Raw genomic sequence first — 17,534 nt, forward strand, 5'->3', positions numbered from 1 at the left:
ACGAAGATGCACCAAACAGGTCAGACCGGCAGCGAGTGAACTCGGCTAACAGGTAGCGGCTGCGACCGCGCCGATCGAATGGAGCCTCGCTGAGCGGTTGGTATCTGGGTCCGCACACTCCTGTGCAACAAGACCGTTTGTAGATGTGCAGTCTGAATCTGTTGCTGCTATGCCGTCAGGCGCCGACGAAGGAGAGGCTTGAACTAACGGGAAGTCCTTGTAGACCTGTTAGGTCGCATTCTCGTCGAACGCGAAATTGCCATCCGGTTACTTGCCACTTGGAGATGGCAGTTGGCCAAAGCCAGCAATGACTGCGCCTGCGCCTATGAGCATAAACATAAAGACAAGTGCTACCGCGATTATGTGATACGCCACGGGCCGGTCCGAGTGCCGAATCTCGCCTTTCGGAAGCCGGAGTGGTCTGCGTGCAAGCCAGACCACGACGATGTGAAGCGTCCAGAGTGCAAGGCTGGCTACGAAGGCCGCCAGGGAGAGCCCCTTCACGGATGGGCCGCCCCATCGCATCCCGATAATCGCTGCGCATAGAAGCAAGCCCGCAGGGATGATTAGAAACCCTGTGACGCTGGAATTCGGCATTGAGTTGGGCAAAGGTCCTGTCAAGGGCACACCGCAAGCCGAGCAGTACCACTGTTTGGATTTAACGACTTCCCCACAATACGTGCATTGCCTAGATCGGGAGATAGGCTTCCACCCGGCCGATTCGGAAAATAGCGCGCCGCAGTGGGCGCATTCAGCCGCATCGTAAGCGCAGGGGGAGTGGCAGTTGGGACAGGTGGCGTCCATGCGACCTAACGTCGGAAATGACCGGCGGACAATAGGCCGGCGAAGCCGGCCGCTAGGACGTCCGTGTCGATTGACTTGTTAGACGTCACTGCGCGCTGCCAGACAGCTTCCGGAACTGCTCGTCGGCCTCTCCGCACGCGGTAAGCATTGCAACGACTGTCTTGTTCCACCATTCGGCCGCCTTCTCCAAATTGTCGATATCTTCATCTGAGACTTCAAGGCCCGCAAGTGACTTTGGGTGCATCAGTCTGTCGCGAACGGCAACGGCCTTCCGCATGGATTCCCATCCGTGACTTCCCGTGTCGGGAGCAAACTTCGCACCGTGATTCTTCACATAGGTCCGAAGTGAGAAGAGAAGATTGGGCAGGAATGGCTGGAAGTTCTCTCGAGGCTCCGTTTCGCCCTTGGAGTTCAACTGGAATCGCTCTTCCCGCAAGAGAGCGAGCTCGGCGTGTGTGAGCAAGTCAGTTTCGGCCAGCGACGCAAGCGTGGTCTGGCGGAACTGAAACGCAAGCCCTTCCACAAAGGCAATGTAAGTACGCACCAGAGTTCGTCGGGCAAACTGATCCGGTTTTGCGCGGCCGGCAGCAAGAGCTGCATCGACGTCTGCGGATAGCAGCGCGTACACGCGCTTCATTTCGTCAACAGCGGCACGACGGTCCATGACGTCTAACGTTGGAGGTGACCGGCACGTACCGGCAGCGCGCCGCAAGGTGCACGATCCCCCGCGCGCCTTGCGGCGCGCTGCCGGTGCGTGTCCGTGTCGACCGACTTGTTAGACCTCAACTCGACTTGCCCACCAAGCTTCCGCGTCTGGAAGAACATCAAGAACCTGCTTCGAAACATCTGCGACAGGCCGATTGTCATAGCGAAACCAGGCTTCGGTATCCGAGCCTTCCCGAGGTTGTATCCGGCGACGACTATCGGGGTGGAGATCCAATGCAGTGAGCTTGCTCGCGGGGATGAGCATGCCCCAGTGAGTCGTGAAGCCGGCCGCAGAAGCGCGGGTAATCTCCAACACGAATCCGCCACCCCACTTATCGAATTGAAACGTCAGCAGATCGACGTAGGGTCCCGACAAACGCCGGAAGTGCGGATAACTACCCTTGAATCCCACTAAGCGCAGAGCAGGCACTACGGCAGCCTTTAGCTCGGCATCCATGCTCTCGCGCGGCGTTGCCATTGAGGTCTAACTTGATTTAGAGCGCAACCCGCCCACGATTTCCCGCACCGCCACCCGAATAACAACCAGCACTCTGCACCTCGTCCCCCTGCCTGCCTTCATCCAAGTGCTTGTTTTATATCCGGCTTTCACCGCCCCGCTCTCCTCCCTCCGGCCTAACTACATCGGCGAACCCCGCCAACTCGCGGCATAACACCCACCGTGTCCACCCGACCGCCGCCACCCCCTCTCCGCAACCCCTTGATTTCCATTGCTTCGCGATCGATACTGTATGGATGAACAGCCATAACGCGCCACCCAATGTCCTCCGCATCGCCCCCCGACCGGCGTTGCAGGCAACCCGCATCCTCGGGCAGTTGCGCGAGCGGCTTCGTTACCTGCACTACAGCCTTCGCACCGAGGAAGCGTACGTTTACTGGGTCCGTTACTTCATCCGCTTTCATGGTTTGCGGCATCCCCGCGAGTTGGGACAGCCCGAGGTCGAGGCTTTCCTTACCATGCTGGCCACGCAGCGGCAGGCGTCGACCTCCACGCACCGGCAGGCCCTCAGCGCGCTGCTGTTCCTCTACAAGGAAGTGATGGACCAGGAACTGCCATGGCTGGCCGAAATCGGCCGGCCGATGCCGCACAAGCGCATCCCTACGGTCGTCACGCCGCCGGAGGTCGAACGCCTGCTCGGTTTTCTCGAGGGCGACGTGGGCCTCGTGGCGCGCCTGCTCTATGGCACGGGCATGCGGCTGCGCGAGGGACTGGGCCTGCGCGTGAAGGACATCGACTTCGCGCGCCAGGTGATCGTCGTCCGCGAAGGCAAGGGCAGCAAGGACCGGGTGGTGATGCTGCCGCGCTCGCTCGAGGAGCCGCTGCGCATCCAGCTGCGGCACGTACATCTCGTGTGGGACTCCGACCGCGCCGCAGGCCGCTCCGGCGTCTACCTGCCGCATGCCCTCGACATGAAGTACCCGCGCGCCGGCGAATCGTGGCCCTGGCAGTGGGTATTTCCCTCGCCCAAGCTGTCGATCGATCCGCGCACGGGCGAGGAGCGCCGGCACCATCTGCATGACGAGCGTCTCGCCCGCGCGATGAAGCGGGCCGTGGTGATGGCGGGGATCGACAAACACGTCTCGGCGCACACCCTGCGCCACAGCTTTGCCACGCACCTGCTGCAGGCCGGCGCCGACATTCGCACGGTGCAGGAACTCCTGGGCCACAGTGACGTGAGCACCACGATGATCTACACCCACGTGCTCAAGATCGCCGCTGGCGGCACCGGCAGTCCTCTGGACGCCCTTGCGTCCCTGTCGGCGCCGGTGGCCCCGCACTTGCGCGAACCGTCACCTCCGTGGGGAAACCTGGCACTTTGCGCCTAGCGTCGGCCAGGCAGGTGCGCGGCCCTTCATTGCAGCACCCAGAGGATGGACTGCCGGTACCAGCGGCCAGGCCCCAGGTCCGCTTTGATCTCCGGGATGGCAAGGCACTTGCCGGCAATCTGCAAGGCCCCCGCATCGAGGCGCGCGGACCCGCTCGAACGGATTACCCTGAATTCAGGAGCGCCGTCGCCCACCGGCACCAGGAAGGCGAACGTGGTCGTTCCTTCCTCTCCCCAGCGCAACGCGTCGGGCGGGTACTCGGGGCGGATGCAAGCCTGGAAAGAAGGGCGCGGCGCCAGCAGCGGCGGCTCTCCGCCGGGCGCCTCGGCGATGGCGGGGCCGGTGACCAGGAACAGGTGCGCGGCGGCAAGCAAGATTCGATGCATGAGCGCCAGAATGTACTTGCCTTGGAAGCACGGGCCCGGACCCGCGCCCGGCCAGGCGAGTGCAGGCTAGCGGTGACCCTTGGTCTGCGGCCGGTGGCGTTGCGCCATGGTGCGGGCCTCGGCGCCCAGCTTGGCCTGGATCTCGAACTGCCGCAGTTGCGCCGCGCGGCGCTCCTCGGCAGCCTTCGGGTCGAAGCGGCCGTTCACGTAGTTGGCCGCGTTGTCTTCCGGAGACTCCTCCAGGTAGTCGATACGTTGTCCCATTGCACACCTCCCTCTTGTCCGGGCCAGCTTAAGGCGGGCGATGCACTCCGGGCAAGGACGCGTGAGATTCGTTACGCCCTGGTGTTGCGGATTACCAGCGCTACATCCCGATCACGTCGGCAAATTTCTCACTCTCGGCGCTTTGCTGCAGTGCCCACATGTCCGCATAGCGCCCGCCCCGGGCCAGCAGTTCCTGGTGGGTGCCGCGCTCGATGATGCGGCCGGCGTCCATCACCAGGATCTGGTGGGCGTCGACCACGGTGGAGAGCCGGTGCGCGATGACCAGCGCGGTCTTGTTCTGGGCGGCGCTTTTCAGCTCCGCCTGGATCGCACGTTCGTTGGCGCTGTCCAGGGCCGAGGTCGCCTCGTCGAAGATCAGGATCGGCGGGTCCTTCAGCAGGGTGCGGGCGATCGCCACGCGTTGCTTCTCGCCGCCGGACAGCTTCAGGCCCCGCTCGCCCACCATCGTCTCGTAGCCCTTGGGCGTGGAGGCGATGAAGCCGTGGATGCGCGCCGCGCGGGCCGCTTCTTCCACTTCCGCGCGGCTCGCGCCGGGGCGGCCGTAGGCGATGTTGTATTCCACGGTGTCGTTGAACAGCACCGTGTCCTGCGGCACGATGCCGATGGACTTGCGCACGCTGCCCTGCGTCACGTCGCGGATGTCGCGGCCGCCGATGCTGATGCGCCCCTGCTGCACGTCGTAGAAGCGGTACAGCAGCCGCGCCAGCGTCGACTTGCCCGATCCGCTCGGGCCGACGACGGCCACCGTCTTGCCGGCGGGGATCTCGAACGACACATCGTGCAGGATCGGCCGCGCGGGTTCGTAGGCGAAGTTGACGTGGTCGAAGCGGACGGTCCAGTCCGCCTGTTCCTGCAGCGCCGTCGCGCCCGGCTTGTCTTCCACCTCCCGCTCGCGCTCCATCAGCGTGAACATCTTGTCCAGGTCGGTCAGGCTCTGCTTGATCTCGCGGTACAGCACGCCCAGGAAATTCAGCGGGATGTACAGCTGGATCATGTAGGCGTTCACCATCACCAGGTCGCCCAGCGTCATGCGGCCGTCCACCACGCCCAGCGTTGCGCGGTACAACATGGCCACCAGGCCGACGGCGATGATCATCTGCTGCCCGGTATTCAGCAGCGACAGCGTGGTCTGCGCCTTCAGGCGCGCGCGGCGCAGGCGCTCCAGGCTCTGGTCGTAGCGGTTCGCCTCGAAGCCTTCGTTGTTGAAGTACTTCACCGTCTCGTAGTTCAGCAGCGAGTCCACCGCCTTGGTGTGCGCGGCCGAATCGAATTCGTTGGCTTCGCGGCGGAACTGCGTGCGCCACTCCGTCACGCTGACCGTGAAGGCGATGTAGACCACCAGCGCGGCGATCGTGATCCAGGCGAACCAGACGTCGAACTTCACGGCCAGGATCGTCAGCACCATCGCCACCTCGATCAGGGTGGGAACGATGCTGTAGAGCGAGTACGAGATCAGCGACTCGATGCCGCGCACGCCGCGCTCGATGTCGCGCGTCATGCCGCCGGTCTGCCGCTCGAGGTGGAAGCGCAGCGACAGGGAGTGCAGATGCTGGAAGGTTTCCAGCGCGATGCTGCGGGCCGCGCCCTGCGTGGCCTTCGAGAACACCAGTTCGCGCAGTTCGGTGAAGAGCGAGGTCGACAGGCGCAGCAGGCCGTACGCCAGGAGCAAGCCGAAGGGGACGACCAGCACCGCCTTGGCGTCGCCGGGCTTCAGGTCCATGGCGTCGACCAGCTCCTTCAGCAGCATCGGCACGCCGACGTTCGCCAGTTTGGCGCCGATCATGAAGACCAGCGCGGCGATCACGCGCCACTTGTACTGCAGCAGGTAGGGCGCCAGCCGCTTGAGCGTGGTCCAGTCCGAGCGCGGCTGCGCCTTGCCGGCGCCGGCCGTGGTGGAAACGGGAAGGGACGAGGAGCTCAGTTCGCCGCCGCGGCGCATGGAGGACAATCCGGAGACACAGACAGAATCGAGATTGTGCCCATGTCCGCAAATGCAAGTGCCCCGCAGGGCATCCCCGCCGCGCCGCCGCCTTCGTCGAAGGAGCTGGTGCTCAAGGTGATCCCGCTGCCGGCCGACACCAACGGCAACGGCGACATCTTCGGCGGCTGGGTCATGGCCCAGGTCGACCTGGCCGGCTCGGTGCTGCCCGCGCGCGTTATCCGCGGCCGCATGGCGACGGTGGCGGTCAAGGAGTTCATCTTCAAGCACCCGGTGCGGGTGGGCGACATCCTCAGCTTCTTCAGCTCGGTCACGCGCATCGGCCGCACCTCGGTCACGGTCGACGTCGAGGTGTTTGCCGAGCGCTTCGGCACGCAGGGTCAGTTCGTCAAGGTCACGGAGGCGCTGCTGACGTACGTGGCGATCGACGACCAGGGGAAGCCGAAGGAAATCCAGAAGTAGCGTCACCGGGTTTTGTCATCCCGGCCTCGAGCCGGGATCCAGCCCGGCGGCCGATTGATCGCCGGAGCTGGATTGCGGGTCAAGCCCGCAATGACAAGGTGCGCTACTCTCCGTGCCGCCCCTCCCCGGACGCAAACCGCCCCGCCCCCTCCAGCCCATCGGCAATGCGCTGCTTGCTGCGCTCCCACTCCGCATGCATGGCCTCGGGTACGGCCTTGCCCCACTGTTCGTAGGCATTCATCCGGTCCGCCAGCATCGTCGCCTGCGGAAACTTCGCCAGCTGCTGCGCCAAGGCGATCGCGGCCTCGCGTGCACCGCCGCGCGGCACCACGCGATTCGCGAGGCCGATGCGCAGCGCTTCCTCCGCCTCCACCTTGCGCCCGGTGAGGATCAGGTCCATCGCGTGCCCCAAGCCCACCAGCCGCGGCAGCCGCACGGTGCCGCCGTCGATCAGCGGCACGCCGAAGCGGCGGCAGTAGACGCCGAAGTAAGCGTCCTCCTCCATCACGCGCAGGTCGCACCACAGGGCCAGTTCCATGCCGCCGGCGACGGCCGCCCCAGCAATCGCAGCGATCACGGGCTTTTGCAGCACCAGGCGCGTCGGGCCCATGGGCCCGGGCGGCCGCACGTCGGTGGGCGCGAAGTCCAGCTGGCCGATCACCTCCGCCGCGCTGCCCGCAAGCTGCGCGCCCGCCTGCAGGTCCCAGCCGGCGCAGAAGTGGCCGTGGTCGCCGTGGAACACGGCCACCTTCGCCCCGGCGTCGGCCTCGAAGGCCAGGAAGGCCGCGTGCAGTTCGCGCGCGGTCGCCGCATCGACCGCATTGCGGACCTCCGGCCTCGCCAGGGTCACGATGGTGACATCGCCTTGCTTCTCGGTGTGGACCATGTCGCGCATTAGACAGCAGCCGGTGCGCTGCGGCTAGGGCAAGCCCTGTCCCTGCTGGTGCGATGCGCCAGCTATAACGGTTCGCCACCACACGGGAGACGGCACCGGTGCAATTCCTTCAACTGGTGATCAGCGGCATCGCGCAAGGATGCATCTACGGCCTGATCGCCCTCGGCTTCGTCCTGATCTACAAGGCCACCGAAACGGTCAGCTTCGCGCAGGGCGAGCTGATGATGCTGGGCGCCTTCTTCGGACTGGCCGCCATGACGCTCATGGGCTTCCCCTTCTGGCTGTCCGTCATCGCCGCCATCGCCGGCATGGCGCTCTTCGGCGTGCTGCTGGAGATGCTGGTCATCCGCCCCATCCTGGGCCAACCCGCCTTCTCCATCGTGATGCTCACCATCGGAATCGGCTACGTCGCGCGCGGGCTCATCACGATGCTGCCCAACATCGGCACGGAGACGCACACCCTGCCCGTGCCTTACAAGGACCAGGTGTGGAACGCGGCCGGCCTGGTGCTGAACGTGGAGCAGATGGTGGTGATCGCCGCCACCGCGGTTCTTTGCGGCGTGCTCTACACGGCGTTCAAGTACAGCAAGGTCGGCATCGCGATGCAGGCGGCCTCGCAGAACCAGCTGGCCGCTTACTACATGGGCATTCCGGTCAAGCGCCTCAACTCCCTGGTGTGGGGGCTCGCTGCGGCAGTCGCCGCGGTCGCCGGCCTGCTGCTCGCGCCCATCACCTTCGTGCACGCGAACATGGGATTCATCGGCTTGAAGGCGTTTCCGGCCGCGGTGGTCGGCGGCTTCGGCAGCCTGCCGGGCGCCATCGTCGGCGGGCTCGTGATCGGCGTCGTCGAATCGCTGTCCGGCTTCTACCTGCCGGAGGGCTTCAAGGACATCGCGGCGTATGTCGTGGTGCTGATCATGCTGGTGGTGATGCCTAACGGGCTCTTTGGCGAAAAGCTCCGCAAAAAGGTCTAGATGCGTTTCCTTTTCAAGACCGACTACGGCCAGGACCTGAAGCTCGCCAAGCATGGCGGCCACGTCTTCTGGTATTCGCTGCTGTGCCTGTGGCTGGCGGCAGCGCCCTGGCTGGTGTCCGAATACCTGCTGGCGCAGCTCACCTTCATCCTGATCTACGGCATCGTCGGCCTCGGGCTGATGATGCTGGCAGGCTTCACGGGCCTGTTCTCCATCGGCCATGCGGCGTTCTTCGGCGTGGGCGCGTATGCCCAGGCCGTGCTCACCGGCATGGGCTGGCCTTTCCCGCTCGCGCTGGCGACGGGCGCCATCCTCGCCGCCGCGGTGGGCGTCGTCGTGGGCTTGCCGGCCTTGCGGGTCAAAGGCATCTACCTCGGCATTGCGACGCTGTCCTGCGGCTTCATCGTCGCCGAAGTGTTTGCGCGCTGGGAAAGCGTCACCGGCGGCAACGCCGGCAAGACGGTGGGGCCGGTCAAGATGTTCGGGTGGACGGCCGACAGCGGCAACTCCTTCTACTTCGTCTGCCTCGTGGTCGCGGCGATCTGCACGCTGGCCTGCCTGAACCTGCTGCGCTCGCCCACCGGCCGCGCCTTCGTCGCCATCCGCGATTCGGAGATCTCCGCGCAGAGCATGGGCATCCACCTGGCGCGCTACAAGACCCTCAGCTTCGCGCTGTCGGCGGCGCTGGCGGGCATTGGCGGCGCGCTCTACGCGCACCAGATCCGCTTCATCTCGCCCGACCAGTTCGACATCATCCAGTCCATCGACCTGCTGCTGATGGTCGTCATCGGCGGCCTCGGCTCCATCCACGGCGCCTTCCTCGGCGCGATCTTCCTGATCGGGCTGCCGCAGGCGATCGGCGCGGTGAAGGACTACCTGCCGCAAGCCATCGGCCAGGCGCCCGGCCTGAAGGCCGTGGTCTACGGCGCGGTGCTGATCGCCTTCGTGCTGTTCGAGCCGCTGGGCCTGTACGGCCGCTGGCTCAAGGTGCGCACCTACCTGCAGCTCTTCCCCTTCTACCGCAAGGGCCTGTTCAAGCGGCAGAAGTCCTTCCAGAAATCGGATCGCCTCAGATGAACGAAGTTCTTCTCTCGGCCCGCGACCTGAGCGTGCGCTTCGGCGGGGTGCTGGCGGTCAACAAGGTCAGCTTCGACGTGCGGCGCGGCGAGGTGTTCACGCTGATCGGCCCCAACGGCGCGGGCAAGACCACCGTGTTCAACCTGATCTCGCGCATCTACAACCCGACCACCGGCACGCTGTCCTTCGAGGACCAGCCGCTCACCCAGCAGCCGCCGCACCGCATCGCCAAGCTGGGCATCGCCCGCACCTTCCAGAACATCGAGCTGTTCGAGCACGCCTCGGTGCTGCACAACCTGCTGATCGGCCGCCACACGCACCGCGCCAGCAACGTCTTCAGCGAAATGTTCTTCACGCCCAAGGTACGCGCCGCCGAGATCGCGGCGCGCGAGAAGGTGGAGCAGGTGATCGAGCTGCTGGACCTGCAGCACCACCGCGACACCATGGTCGCCGGCCTGCCTTACGGCGTGCGCAAGGTCGTGGAGCTCGCCCGCGCCCTGTGCACCGAGCCCAAGCTGCTGCTGCTGGACGAGCCCTCTTCCGGCCTCAACGTCGAAGAGACCGAGGACATGGCCTTCTGGATCCAGGACATCCAGCACGAGCTGGGCATCACCGTGCTGATGGTGGAGCACGACATGACGCTGGTGTCCAAGGTGAGCGATCGCGTGCTGGCCATGAACCAGGGCGAAGTGCTGGCCACGGGCACGCCGCGCGAGGTGCAGGAGCATCCGGGGGTGATCGAGGCCTACCTGGGGTCGATCGAGGACGTGTCGTCGCTGCGAAGGGCCGTGGCATGAGCACCAATCCTCCCGCCATCAGCGACCAGCCGGTGCTGAAGCTGCTGAACGTCGAATCGGCCTACGGGCCGATCAAGGCGATCCGCGGCGTCAGCCTGCAGGTGCGGCGCGGCGAGGTGGCCACGGTGCTGGGCTCCAACGGCGCCGGCAAGTCGACCATCCTCAAGACCATCAGCGGCATCATCGACCCGCGCAAGGGCAGCATCGAATTCAAGGGCGAGGACATCACCGCCCGCGACCCCGCGCACATCGTGCAGCAGGGCCTGTCGCACGTGCCCGAGGGCCGCGAGGTGTTCCCGCTGCTGTCGGTGCACGACAACCTGCTGATGGGCGCCTACACGCGCAGCGACCGCGACGGCATCGCCCGCGACATGGAAGCGGTGTACCGCTACTTCCCCATCCTGCAGGAGCGCGCCGCGCAGGACGCCGGCCTGCTGTCCGGCGGCCAGCAGCAGATGCTGGCGATCTCGCGCGCCATCATGGCCGCGCCCGACCTGATCCTGCTCGACGAACCGAGCCTCGGCCTTTCGCCCAAGCTCACCAAGGAGATCTTCGAGATCGTGGTGCGCATCAACCGCGAGCGCGGCACCACCATCCTGCTGGTGGAGCAGAACGCCAACATGGCGCTCAACGCCGCCGACTACGGCTACGTGCTGGAGAACGGCCGCATCGTGATGGAAGACACCTGCGCCAAGCTGCGCGAGAAGGAAGACATCAAGGAGTTCTACCTGGGCATGAAGGAAGCCGGCGTGCGCGGCGAGCGGCGCTGGAAGAAGAAGAAGACCTGGAGATGACCATGCGCGCACTCTGGAACCTCGCCCACATCCAGCCCGAGACGCGCGTCGTGCTCGAGGGCGACACCATTCCCGCCATGTTCTGGAACGGCGTGACGCAACGCGGCGACCGCGTCTGGATGCGGCAGAAGGAGCTGGGCATCTGGCGCAGCTGGAGCTGGAAGCAGACCGGCGACGCCGTGCGCGAGGTCGCGGGCGGCCTGCTGGCCCTGGGCTTCGCGCCGCACGACACGGCGTCCATCCTCTCCAACACCGTCATCGAATGGGTGCTGGCCGATCTGGCCGTGCTGTCCTGCGGCGGCGTCGCCAACGGCATCTATCCCACCGACGCGGCCACGCAGGTGCACTACCTCTGCGAAGACTCGCGCACCAGCATCCTGTTCGTCGAAGACGACGAACAGCTGGACAAGGCGCTCGAAGTTCGCGACCGGCTGCCGATGCTGCGCAAGATCGTCGTGTTCGACATGGAGGGCCTGCGGGACCTCGACGAAGCCGACGTCATCAGCCTGGACGAATTGCGCCGCCTCGGCCGCGAGTACAACGCTGCGCACCCCGATGAAGTGATGCAGCGCGTGCAGCAGGTCCAGCCCGCCGACCTGGCGATCCTGGTCTACACCTCCGGCACCACCGGCAAGCCCAAGGGCGCGATGCACTCGCACCAGGGCCTGGTCTACACGGTCCGCGGCTACAACACGCTGATCGCGCGCTCCGAGGCCGACGAGTGCATGTGCTTCCTGCCGCTGTGCCACATCGCCGAGCGGCTGGGCGGCGAGTATTTCTCGCTCTACACCGGGGCCAATCTGAATTTCGTCGAGAACCCGGAGACGGTGCCGGAGAACGTCCGCGAGATTTCCCCGACCGTCTTCACCGCGGTGCCGCGCGTCTGGGAGAAGTTCTATTCGGGCGTGATGATCGCGTTGAAGGAAGCCAGCGGCGTGCAGCAGGCGGCCTACGCGTGGGCGATCGGCGTCGGCACCCGCATCGCGGACCATGTGATGGCCGGCCGGCCCGTGTCGGCCAGCCTGAAGGCGCAATACGCGCTGGCCAACTGGATGGCGCTTTCCAACGTGCGCAAGATGATCGGCATCGACAGGGCGCGCTTCCTGGTGACGGGTGCGGCTCCCATCTCGCCCGAGCTGGTGAAGTGGTACCTGGCGCTGGGCGTGCCCATGCTGGAGGTCTGGGGCATGACCGAGACCTGCGGCGCCGCCACCGGCATTCCGGCCACGCGCATCAAGCCCGGCTCGATCGGGCCGGCGGCCGCGTACAACGAGGTGAAGGTCGATCCGGCCACCGGCGAGATCCTGGTGCGCGGTCCCAACGTCTTCATGGGCTACTTGAACCAGCCGGAGAAGACGGCGGAGACGATCGATGCCGATGGCTGGCTGCACACCGGCGACGTCGGCACGGTCGACGAGGAAGGCTTCTTCCGCATCACCGACCGCATGAAGGACATCATCATCACGGCCGGCGGCAAGAACGTGACGCCCAGCGAGTTCGAGAACGAGCTGAAGTTCTCGCCCTACATCACCGACGCCGTGGTCATCGGCGACAAGCGCGCCTACCTGACTGTGATCGTGATGATCGACCAGGAGAACGTGGAGAAGTACGCGCAGGACAACGACGTGCCCTTCTCCAACTACGCCAGCCTCACGCGCGCCCCCGAGGTGCAGGCGCTGATCCAGTCGGAGATCGACCGCGTCAACAGGAAGTTCGCGCGCGTGGAGCAGGTCAAGAAGTTCTTCCTGCTCGACACGCAGCTGTCGGCCGAGGACGAGGAGCTGACGCCCACGATGAAGCTCAAGCGCAAGCTCGTGCAGCAGAAGTACGCCCCGCAGATCGAGGCGATGTACACCTGATTTTCAACAAGGAGACACCATGAAGCTGAAGTCCACCCTGGCCCTGGCGATCGCCGCGCTGGGTTGCTCGCTGGCCCTGGCGCAACAGCAGGGCGTGAGCAAGACCGAGATCCTCGTCGGCACCATCCAGGACCTCTCCGGGCCCCTGGCCGGCTACGGCAAGCAGGCACGCAACGGCATGCAGTGGCGCATCGAGGAACTGAACGAGCAGCAAGGCAGCATCCACGGCCGCAAGATCCGGCTGCTGACCGAGGACGACGGCTACGACCCCAAGAAGGCGGTGCTGGCGGCGCAGAAGCTGGTGAACCAGGACAAGGTGTTCATCGTGGCCGGCCACCTGGGCACGGCGCAGAACATGGCGGCCATGCCGGTGCAGTTCGAGAAGAACGTCGTCAACTTCATGCCGATCACCGCGGCGCGCGAGATGTACGAGCCGTTGAACCGGCTGAAGTACTCCTTCGCCGCCACCTACTACGACCAGATCCGCCAGGCGCTGCCCGTGATGGTGAAGGAAAAGAACATCAAGAAGGTCTGCACCATCTACCAGGACGACGACTTCGGCCTGGAAGTGCTGCGCGGCGGCGAGGCCGGCCTCAAGTCGATCGGCATGGACTACACCGAGAAGACCACCTACAAGCGCGGCGCCACCGACTTCAGCTCGCAGGTCGCCAAGATGAAGTCCTCCGGCTGCGAGCTCGTGGTGCTGGGCACCATCATCCGCGAGACCATCGGCACCATCGGCGAGGCGCGCAAGACCGGCTTCAACCCGGTCTTCCTCGGGTCCAGCGCCGCCTACACGGACCTGATCCACAAGCTGGGTGGCAAGGCCATGGACGGCCTCTACGCCACCATGACGGTGCAGCACCCGTACCTGGACGAGGCGGCGCCCAACATCCGCGCCTGGGCCAACAAGTACAAGACCAAGTTCAACGAAGACCCGACGGTGTTCTCGGTCTACGGCTACGTCATCATGGACAGCTTCATCCGCGCCGCGCAGAAGGCCGGTCCCAACCTCACCACCGACAGCTTCATCAAGGCCATGGATTCGATGACCTTCGAGCCCGACATGTTCGGCAGCCCGCAGTCCTCGTACACGGCCACCAAGCGCCTGGGCAACGACAAGTCGCGGCTGTCGCAGATCGTCGACGGCAAGTGGAAGGTCATGAGCGACTACGGCAAGTAAGCCGTCCTTCCCGCGGAAACGGGATTCCAGGGCCGCCCATGGGCGGCCTTTTTGTTGATACCCTCGCGGCATGCCCAACCCGTCGAGCAACCCCGGCCTGGAATTCCGTTCGCTGCTGCTGCTGGTGCTGGTCGCCACCGTCCTGTTCGCCCTGATCGTCTGGCCCTTCTTCGGCGCGGTGTGCTGGGCGATCTTCATCGCCATCGTGTTCTGGCCGCTGCACCAGCGCTTCCTGCGCAACAGCCGCGGCAAGCCCAACGTGGCGGCGCTGGCGTCGCTGACCGTGATCCTGCTGATCGTGATCCTGCCGCTGGCCATGATTACCGGTTCCATCACGCAGGAGGCCTCGGTGTTCCTGGGCAAGATGAAGTCCGGCGAGCTGCAGATCGGGCCTTTCTTCCAGCGCGTGATCGATGCCCTGCCGGCCTGGCTGCACGGGCTGCTGGACCGCTTCGGTGTCGGCAACCTGGCCGTGGTGCAGCAGAAGCTGATCACCGCGGTGGGCAGCAGCGGGCAGATGCTGACCTCGCGCGCGCTGGACGTCGGCCAGGGCACGCTGGACTTCATCGTGTCCTTCTTCCTGATGCTGTACATGCTGTACTTCCTGTTCCGCGACGGCGAGCAACTCACGCAAAGCATCGCCCGCGCGATCCCGCTGGAGCCGCAGCACACGCGCCGCCTGCTGCAGCAGTTCGCCCTGGTCGTGCGCGCCACGGTCAAGGGCAACATCGTCGTGGCCCTGGTGCAAGGGGCGCTGGGCAGCGCCGCCTTCTTCGTGCTGGGCCTGCCGGGCGCGCTGCTGTGGGGGGCGGTGATGGCGCTGCTCTCGCTGCTGCCCGCCGTCGGCGCCGCCATGGTGTGGGGGCCGGTGGCCGCCTGGTACTTCTTCACCGGCGAACCGGTCAAGGGCATCGGCCTGGTGATCTGGGGCTCGCTGGTGATCGGCCTGGTCGACAACGTGCTGCGCCCCATCCTGGTCGGCAAGGACACGCGCATGCCGGACTACCTGGTGCTGCTGGCCACGCTGGGCGGCATCGTGGTGTTCGGCCTCAACGGCTTCGTGATCGGCCCGGTGATCGCCGCGGTGTTCCTGGTCAGCTGGGAGATGCTGGCGAGCGTGCGCAAGCAGCAGGCCTCGCCGCCGCAGCCGCCCCTGCCGCCGGCGGGCGGCTAGGATGGCGCCCATGAAGACGGAGACCCCGCGCGCGCCCGCGCGCCAGAACCGCGAGCGCGTGCTGGCGGCCATCCGCGAGGCAGCCATCGCCGAATTCAGCCAGAACGGGCTGAAGGGCACGTCGACGCAGGCCATCGCCGAACGCGCGGGCCTCACCAAGCCGCAGCTGCACTATTACATCGAGGGCAAGGAAGAACTCTACGAGGAGCTGCTGATGTCGGTGGTGGCCGACTGGAAGGGCATCTTCGACGCCGCCTCGACCGATCCGGCCCAGGTGCTGGGCGACTACATCGCCTCCAAGATCCGGCTCGCCTTCGACAAGCCGGAGATCTCGCGCATCTTCACACGCGAGGTGCTGGACGGCGGCCCCTACCTGGAGCAGTTCTGGCCCGACTCGCGCAAGAACACGCGCGAGAAGGTCGCCGTCATCAACGGCTGGATCGCGCGCGGCCTGATGCAGCCCGTGGACGCGCACACGCTGCTGTTCTCCATCTGGGCCATGACCCAGTTCTACGCCGACTCCGCGCTGCAGGTGCAGCAGCTGAAGAAGCCGAACCAGCCGGGGTGGATGCCGGAGCGCGAGAAGCTGGTGGCGGAGCTGACCGCTTTCGTTCTGAGGGGCTGCGGGATCAAGTAACCGCACGCCTTGTCATTGCGGGCTCGACCCGCAATCCATCCCCCGAAAGTCGTCGATCCCCGCCGCTGGATCCCGGGTCAAGCCCGGGATGACAAGGTGTGCCAGGCACGCCCCTTGCTAAATCTGACCAATCGATCAAATTGATTGGTCAAATTGCAAACCCTCGCCTGCCCCGCCGACTTTCCCTGCGCCGACCCGGTGCATGCCTGAGGACGCGCGCACCATGCACGTCCTCGTCGTCTACTGCCACCCGGTCGAGACCAGCTTCGCCGCCGCGCTGCACCAGGAGGTGCTGGCCCGCCTGAAGGCAGCCGGCCACACGGTCGACGACTGCGACCTGTACGCGGAGGGCTTCGACCCGGTGATGTCGCGCGCGGAGCGCCTCGGCTACCACCAGGTGCCGGCCAACCAGGCGCCGCTGGCGGGCTACGTGGAACGCCTGCGCCGCGCCGACGCCATCGTGCTGTGCTTTCCCACCTGGTGCTTCGGCCTCCCGGCGATGCTCAAAGGCTTCTTCGACCGCCTGCTGATGCCGGGCGTGGCCTTCGACATCAGCGACCCCGGCAACGTCAAGCCGATGCTCACGCACATCCGGCGCATCGCGGCGGTCGTCACTTATGGCCGCCCGCGCTGGATGGCCTGGTACATGGGCGACCCGCCGCGCAAGATCGTCACGCGCTACCTGCGCCGCCTCACGGGCAACCGCGCCCGCGCCGACTTCCACGCCTACTACCACATGAACGTGGCCACCGAACCGCGCCTGGCACGGTTCAAGCAACGCGTGGGCGCCGCCATGGCCCGCTTCGCCTGAAGGATTCCCGATGATGCACGGCTACATTCCCCCGCACCGATTCCTGCCCTACCTGAGCTGGACCGAGATCGACGCACTGCCGGACCGCGAGAACACGGTGATCGTGTTGCCGGTCGGCGCGATCGAGCAGCACGGCCCGCACCTGCCTTGCGCGGTCGACAGCGTCATTTCTGCCGGCGTGCTGGGCAAGGCGCTGGAGAAGCTGCCCGCCGAGGTGCGCGCCTTCGGTCTGGCGCCCATCACCTACGGCAAGTCCGACGAGCACCTGCATTTCCCCGGCACCATGACGCTGACCGGCCCCACGCTGCTGAACGTGGTGCAGGAGATCGGCGAGTCGGTGTACCGCGCGGGCTTCCGCAAGCTGCTGCTCGCCAATGGCCACGGTGGGCAGCCGCAGGTGCTGGAGATGGCGGCGCGCGAACTGCGCCTGCGGCACGGCGACTTCGTGATCGTCCCTTTCCACGTGTCGCGCCTGCCGAACGCCTCCGGCAAGTACGTGAGCGAGCAGGAGAAGAAGCTCGCCATGCATGCCGGCCACTCCGAGACGGCGCTGATGATGGCGCTGGCGCCCGAGACGGTGCACATGGAACGCGCGGTGGCCAACTTCCCCCCGGTGTTCCCGTCGAAGCTGCTCTCGCCGGACGGCCGCCCCGCCTGCGCCTGGACCGCGCGCGACTTCGGACCGAGCGGCGTCATCGGCGATCCCTTCGGCGCCACGCCGGAACAGGGCGAGGAAATCCTCGACACGCTCTCCAACAGCTGGGTCACCGCCATCACCGACCTGTACCGCATGCAATGGGTGGTGCGCGATGTGCCTTCGTGGGGCCACGTGCACCAGCGCGGGCACATCGAAGCCGGCACGCGCTGACGCGCCGCCGCGGCCCGCAACTTGCAATGAACTCCCACC

Annotated in this window: 18 protein-coding genes; 12 read left to right on the forward strand and 6 right to left on the reverse strand. The window is 65.9% G+C overall.

What is annotated here, in order from left to right; all coding sequences use genetic code 11:
- Positions 1-889: 889 nt before the first annotated feature.
- Both LZ009_RS00005 and LZ009_RS00010 read right to left on the reverse strand, forming a co-directional pair.
- Complete coding sequence (locus LZ009_RS00005) at positions 890-1,468, reverse strand: hypothetical protein (RefSeq protein ID WP_275695826.1); 579 nt, start codon at positions 1,466-1,468, stop codon at positions 890-892.
- 111 nt (positions 1,469-1,579) lie between these two features.
- Positions 1,580-1,987, reverse strand: coding sequence for a DUF4304 domain-containing protein (locus LZ009_RS00010; protein WP_275695827.1), 408 nt, complete (start codon positions 1,985-1,987; stop codon positions 1,580-1,582).
- A 275-nt stretch (positions 1,988-2,262) separates the two neighbouring features.
- On the opposite strand from LZ009_RS00010, the gene LZ009_RS00015 reads away from it, so the two are divergent.
- On the forward strand, positions 2,263-3,354 hold the full coding sequence (locus LZ009_RS00015) for an integron integrase (RefSeq protein ID WP_275695828.1): 1,092 nt from the start codon (positions 2,263-2,265) through the stop codon (positions 3,352-3,354).
- A gap of 26 nt (positions 3,355-3,380) precedes the next feature.
- Here LZ009_RS00015 and LZ009_RS00020 read toward each other — a convergent pair whose 3' ends face one another.
- The 3 genes from LZ009_RS00020 to LZ009_RS00030 all read right to left on the reverse strand — a co-directional run bounded on the left by LZ009_RS00020 (position 3,381) and on the right by LZ009_RS00030 (position 5,964).
- Positions 3,381-3,728 (reverse strand): energy transducer TonB, encoded by a 348-nt coding sequence (locus tag LZ009_RS00020; RefSeq protein WP_275695829.1) that lies wholly within the window; start codon positions 3,726-3,728, stop codon positions 3,381-3,383.
- A 78-nt stretch (positions 3,729-3,806) separates the two neighbouring features.
- Positions 3,807-4,004 carry a hypothetical protein gene (locus LZ009_RS00025; RefSeq protein ID WP_275695830.1) on the reverse strand — a complete coding sequence of 66 codons (198 nt, stop codon included), beginning with the start codon at positions 4,002-4,004 and terminating at the stop codon, positions 3,807-3,809.
- Positions 4,005-4,104: 100 nt separating this feature from the next.
- Positions 4,105-5,964 carry an ABCB family ABC transporter ATP-binding protein/permease gene (locus tag LZ009_RS00030; protein WP_275695831.1) on the reverse strand — a complete coding sequence of 620 codons (1,860 nt, stop codon included), beginning with the start codon at positions 5,962-5,964 and terminating at the stop codon, positions 4,105-4,107.
- Positions 5,965-6,006: 42 nt separating this feature from the next.
- Between LZ009_RS00030 and LZ009_RS00035 the strand changes: the two genes are divergently transcribed.
- Positions 6,007-6,426 (forward strand): acyl-CoA thioesterase, encoded by a 420-nt coding sequence (locus tag LZ009_RS00035; RefSeq protein ID WP_275695832.1) that lies wholly within the window; start codon positions 6,007-6,009, stop codon positions 6,424-6,426.
- Between the two features lie 103 nt (positions 6,427-6,529).
- Here LZ009_RS00035 and LZ009_RS00040 read toward each other — a convergent pair whose 3' ends face one another.
- Positions 6,530-7,321, reverse strand: coding sequence for a crotonase/enoyl-CoA hydratase family protein (locus LZ009_RS00040; protein ID WP_275695833.1), 792 nt, complete (start codon positions 7,319-7,321; stop codon positions 6,530-6,532).
- Between the two features lie 98 nt (positions 7,322-7,419).
- Here LZ009_RS00040 and LZ009_RS00045 point away from each other — a divergent pair, with 98 nt between their 5' ends.
- The 10 genes from LZ009_RS00045 (at position 7,420) to LZ009_RS00090 (ending at position 17,495) form a co-directional block, all read left to right on the forward strand.
- Positions 7,420-8,295 (forward strand): branched-chain amino acid ABC transporter permease, encoded by an 876-nt coding sequence (locus tag LZ009_RS00045; protein ID WP_275695834.1) that lies wholly within the window; start codon positions 7,420-7,422, stop codon positions 8,293-8,295.
- Positions 8,296-9,372 (forward strand): branched-chain amino acid ABC transporter permease, encoded by a 1,077-nt coding sequence (locus LZ009_RS00050; protein WP_275695835.1) that lies wholly within the window; start codon positions 8,296-8,298, stop codon positions 9,370-9,372.
- Positions 9,369-10,169 (forward strand): ABC transporter ATP-binding protein, encoded by an 801-nt coding sequence (locus LZ009_RS00055; RefSeq protein ID WP_275695836.1) that lies wholly within the window; start codon positions 9,369-9,371, stop codon positions 10,167-10,169. The genes LZ009_RS00050 and LZ009_RS00055 overlap by 4 nt, the downstream gene beginning before the upstream one ends.
- Entirely contained in the window at positions 10,166-10,963 is a 798-nt protein-coding gene (locus tag LZ009_RS00060) for an ABC transporter ATP-binding protein (protein WP_275695837.1), read from the forward strand. The genes LZ009_RS00055 and LZ009_RS00060 overlap by 4 nt, the downstream gene beginning before the upstream one ends.
- 2 nt (positions 10,964-10,965) lie before the next feature.
- Entirely contained in the window at positions 10,966-12,822 is a 1,857-nt protein-coding gene (locus tag LZ009_RS00065) for an AMP-dependent synthetase/ligase (protein WP_275695838.1), read from the forward strand.
- Positions 12,823-12,841: 19 nt separating this feature from the next.
- Positions 12,842-14,005 carry an ABC transporter substrate-binding protein gene (locus tag LZ009_RS00070; protein WP_275695839.1) on the forward strand — a complete coding sequence of 388 codons (1,164 nt, stop codon included), beginning with the start codon at positions 12,842-12,844 and terminating at the stop codon, positions 14,003-14,005.
- Positions 14,006-14,075: 70 nt separating this feature from the next.
- Positions 14,076-15,179, forward strand: coding sequence for an AI-2E family transporter (locus LZ009_RS00075; protein ID WP_275695840.1), 1,104 nt, complete (start codon positions 14,076-14,078; stop codon positions 15,177-15,179).
- A 10-nt stretch (positions 15,180-15,189) separates the two neighbouring features.
- Positions 15,190-15,816, forward strand: a complete 627-nt coding sequence (locus tag LZ009_RS00080) for a TetR/AcrR family transcriptional regulator (protein ID WP_275695841.1) — start codon at positions 15,190-15,192, stop codon at positions 15,814-15,816.
- Positions 15,817-16,039: 223 nt separating this feature from the next.
- Complete coding sequence (locus LZ009_RS00085) at positions 16,040-16,627, forward strand: NAD(P)H-dependent oxidoreductase (protein WP_275695842.1); 588 nt, start codon at positions 16,040-16,042, stop codon at positions 16,625-16,627.
- Between the two features lie 10 nt (positions 16,628-16,637).
- Positions 16,638-17,495, forward strand: coding sequence for a creatininase family protein (locus LZ009_RS00090; RefSeq protein WP_275695843.1), 858 nt, complete (start codon positions 16,638-16,640; stop codon positions 17,493-17,495).
- Positions 17,496-17,534 lie beyond the last annotated feature (39 nt).

The organism is Ramlibacter paludis (genome assembly GCF_022012305.1).
GTDB lineage: Bacteria > Pseudomonadota > Gammaproteobacteria > Burkholderiales > Burkholderiaceae_C > Ramlibacter > Ramlibacter paludis.

Coding starts and splice junctions, on each gene's coding strand:
- LZ009_RS00055 (WP_275695836.1), top strand. CDS start 9,369: ATGAACGAAGTTCTTCTCTCGGCCCGCGACCTGAGCGTGCGCTTCGGC.
- LZ009_RS00040 (WP_275695833.1), bottom strand. CDS start 7,321: ATGCGCGACATGGTCCACACCGAGAAGCAAGGCGATGTCACCATCGTG.
- LZ009_RS00090 (WP_275695843.1), top strand. CDS start 16,638: ATGATGCACGGCTACATTCCCCCGCACCGATTCCTGCCCTACCTGAGC.
- LZ009_RS00060 (WP_275695837.1), top strand. CDS start 10,166: ATGAGCACCAATCCTCCCGCCATCAGCGACCAGCCGGTGCTGAAGCTG.
- LZ009_RS00065 (WP_275695838.1), top strand. CDS start 10,966: ATGCGCGCACTCTGGAACCTCGCCCACATCCAGCCCGAGACGCGCGTC.
- LZ009_RS00035 (WP_275695832.1), top strand. CDS start 6,007: ATGTCCGCAAATGCAAGTGCCCCGCAGGGCATCCCCGCCGCGCCGCCG.
- LZ009_RS00030 (WP_275695831.1), bottom strand. CDS start 5,964: ATGCGCCGCGGCGGCGAACTGAGCTCCTCGTCCCTTCCCGTTTCCACC.
- LZ009_RS00010 (WP_275695827.1), bottom strand. CDS start 1,987: ATGGCAACGCCGCGCGAGAGCATGGATGCCGAGCTAAAGGCTGCCGTA.
- LZ009_RS00050 (WP_275695835.1), top strand. CDS start 8,296: ATGCGTTTCCTTTTCAAGACCGACTACGGCCAGGACCTGAAGCTCGCC.
- LZ009_RS00005 (WP_275695826.1), bottom strand. CDS start 1,468: ATGGACCGTCGTGCCGCTGTTGACGAAATGAAGCGCGTGTACGCGCTG.
- LZ009_RS00015 (WP_275695828.1), top strand. CDS start 2,263: ATGAACAGCCATAACGCGCCACCCAATGTCCTCCGCATCGCCCCCCGA.
- LZ009_RS00070 (WP_275695839.1), top strand. CDS start 12,842: ATGAAGCTGAAGTCCACCCTGGCCCTGGCGATCGCCGCGCTGGGTTGC.
- LZ009_RS00085 (WP_275695842.1), top strand. CDS start 16,040: ATGCACGTCCTCGTCGTCTACTGCCACCCGGTCGAGACCAGCTTCGCC.
- LZ009_RS00075 (WP_275695840.1), top strand. CDS start 14,076: ATGCCCAACCCGTCGAGCAACCCCGGCCTGGAATTCCGTTCGCTGCTG.
- LZ009_RS00080 (WP_275695841.1), top strand. CDS start 15,190: ATGAAGACGGAGACCCCGCGCGCGCCCGCGCGCCAGAACCGCGAGCGC.
- LZ009_RS00025 (WP_275695830.1), bottom strand. CDS start 4,004: ATGGGACAACGTATCGACTACCTGGAGGAGTCTCCGGAAGACAACGCG.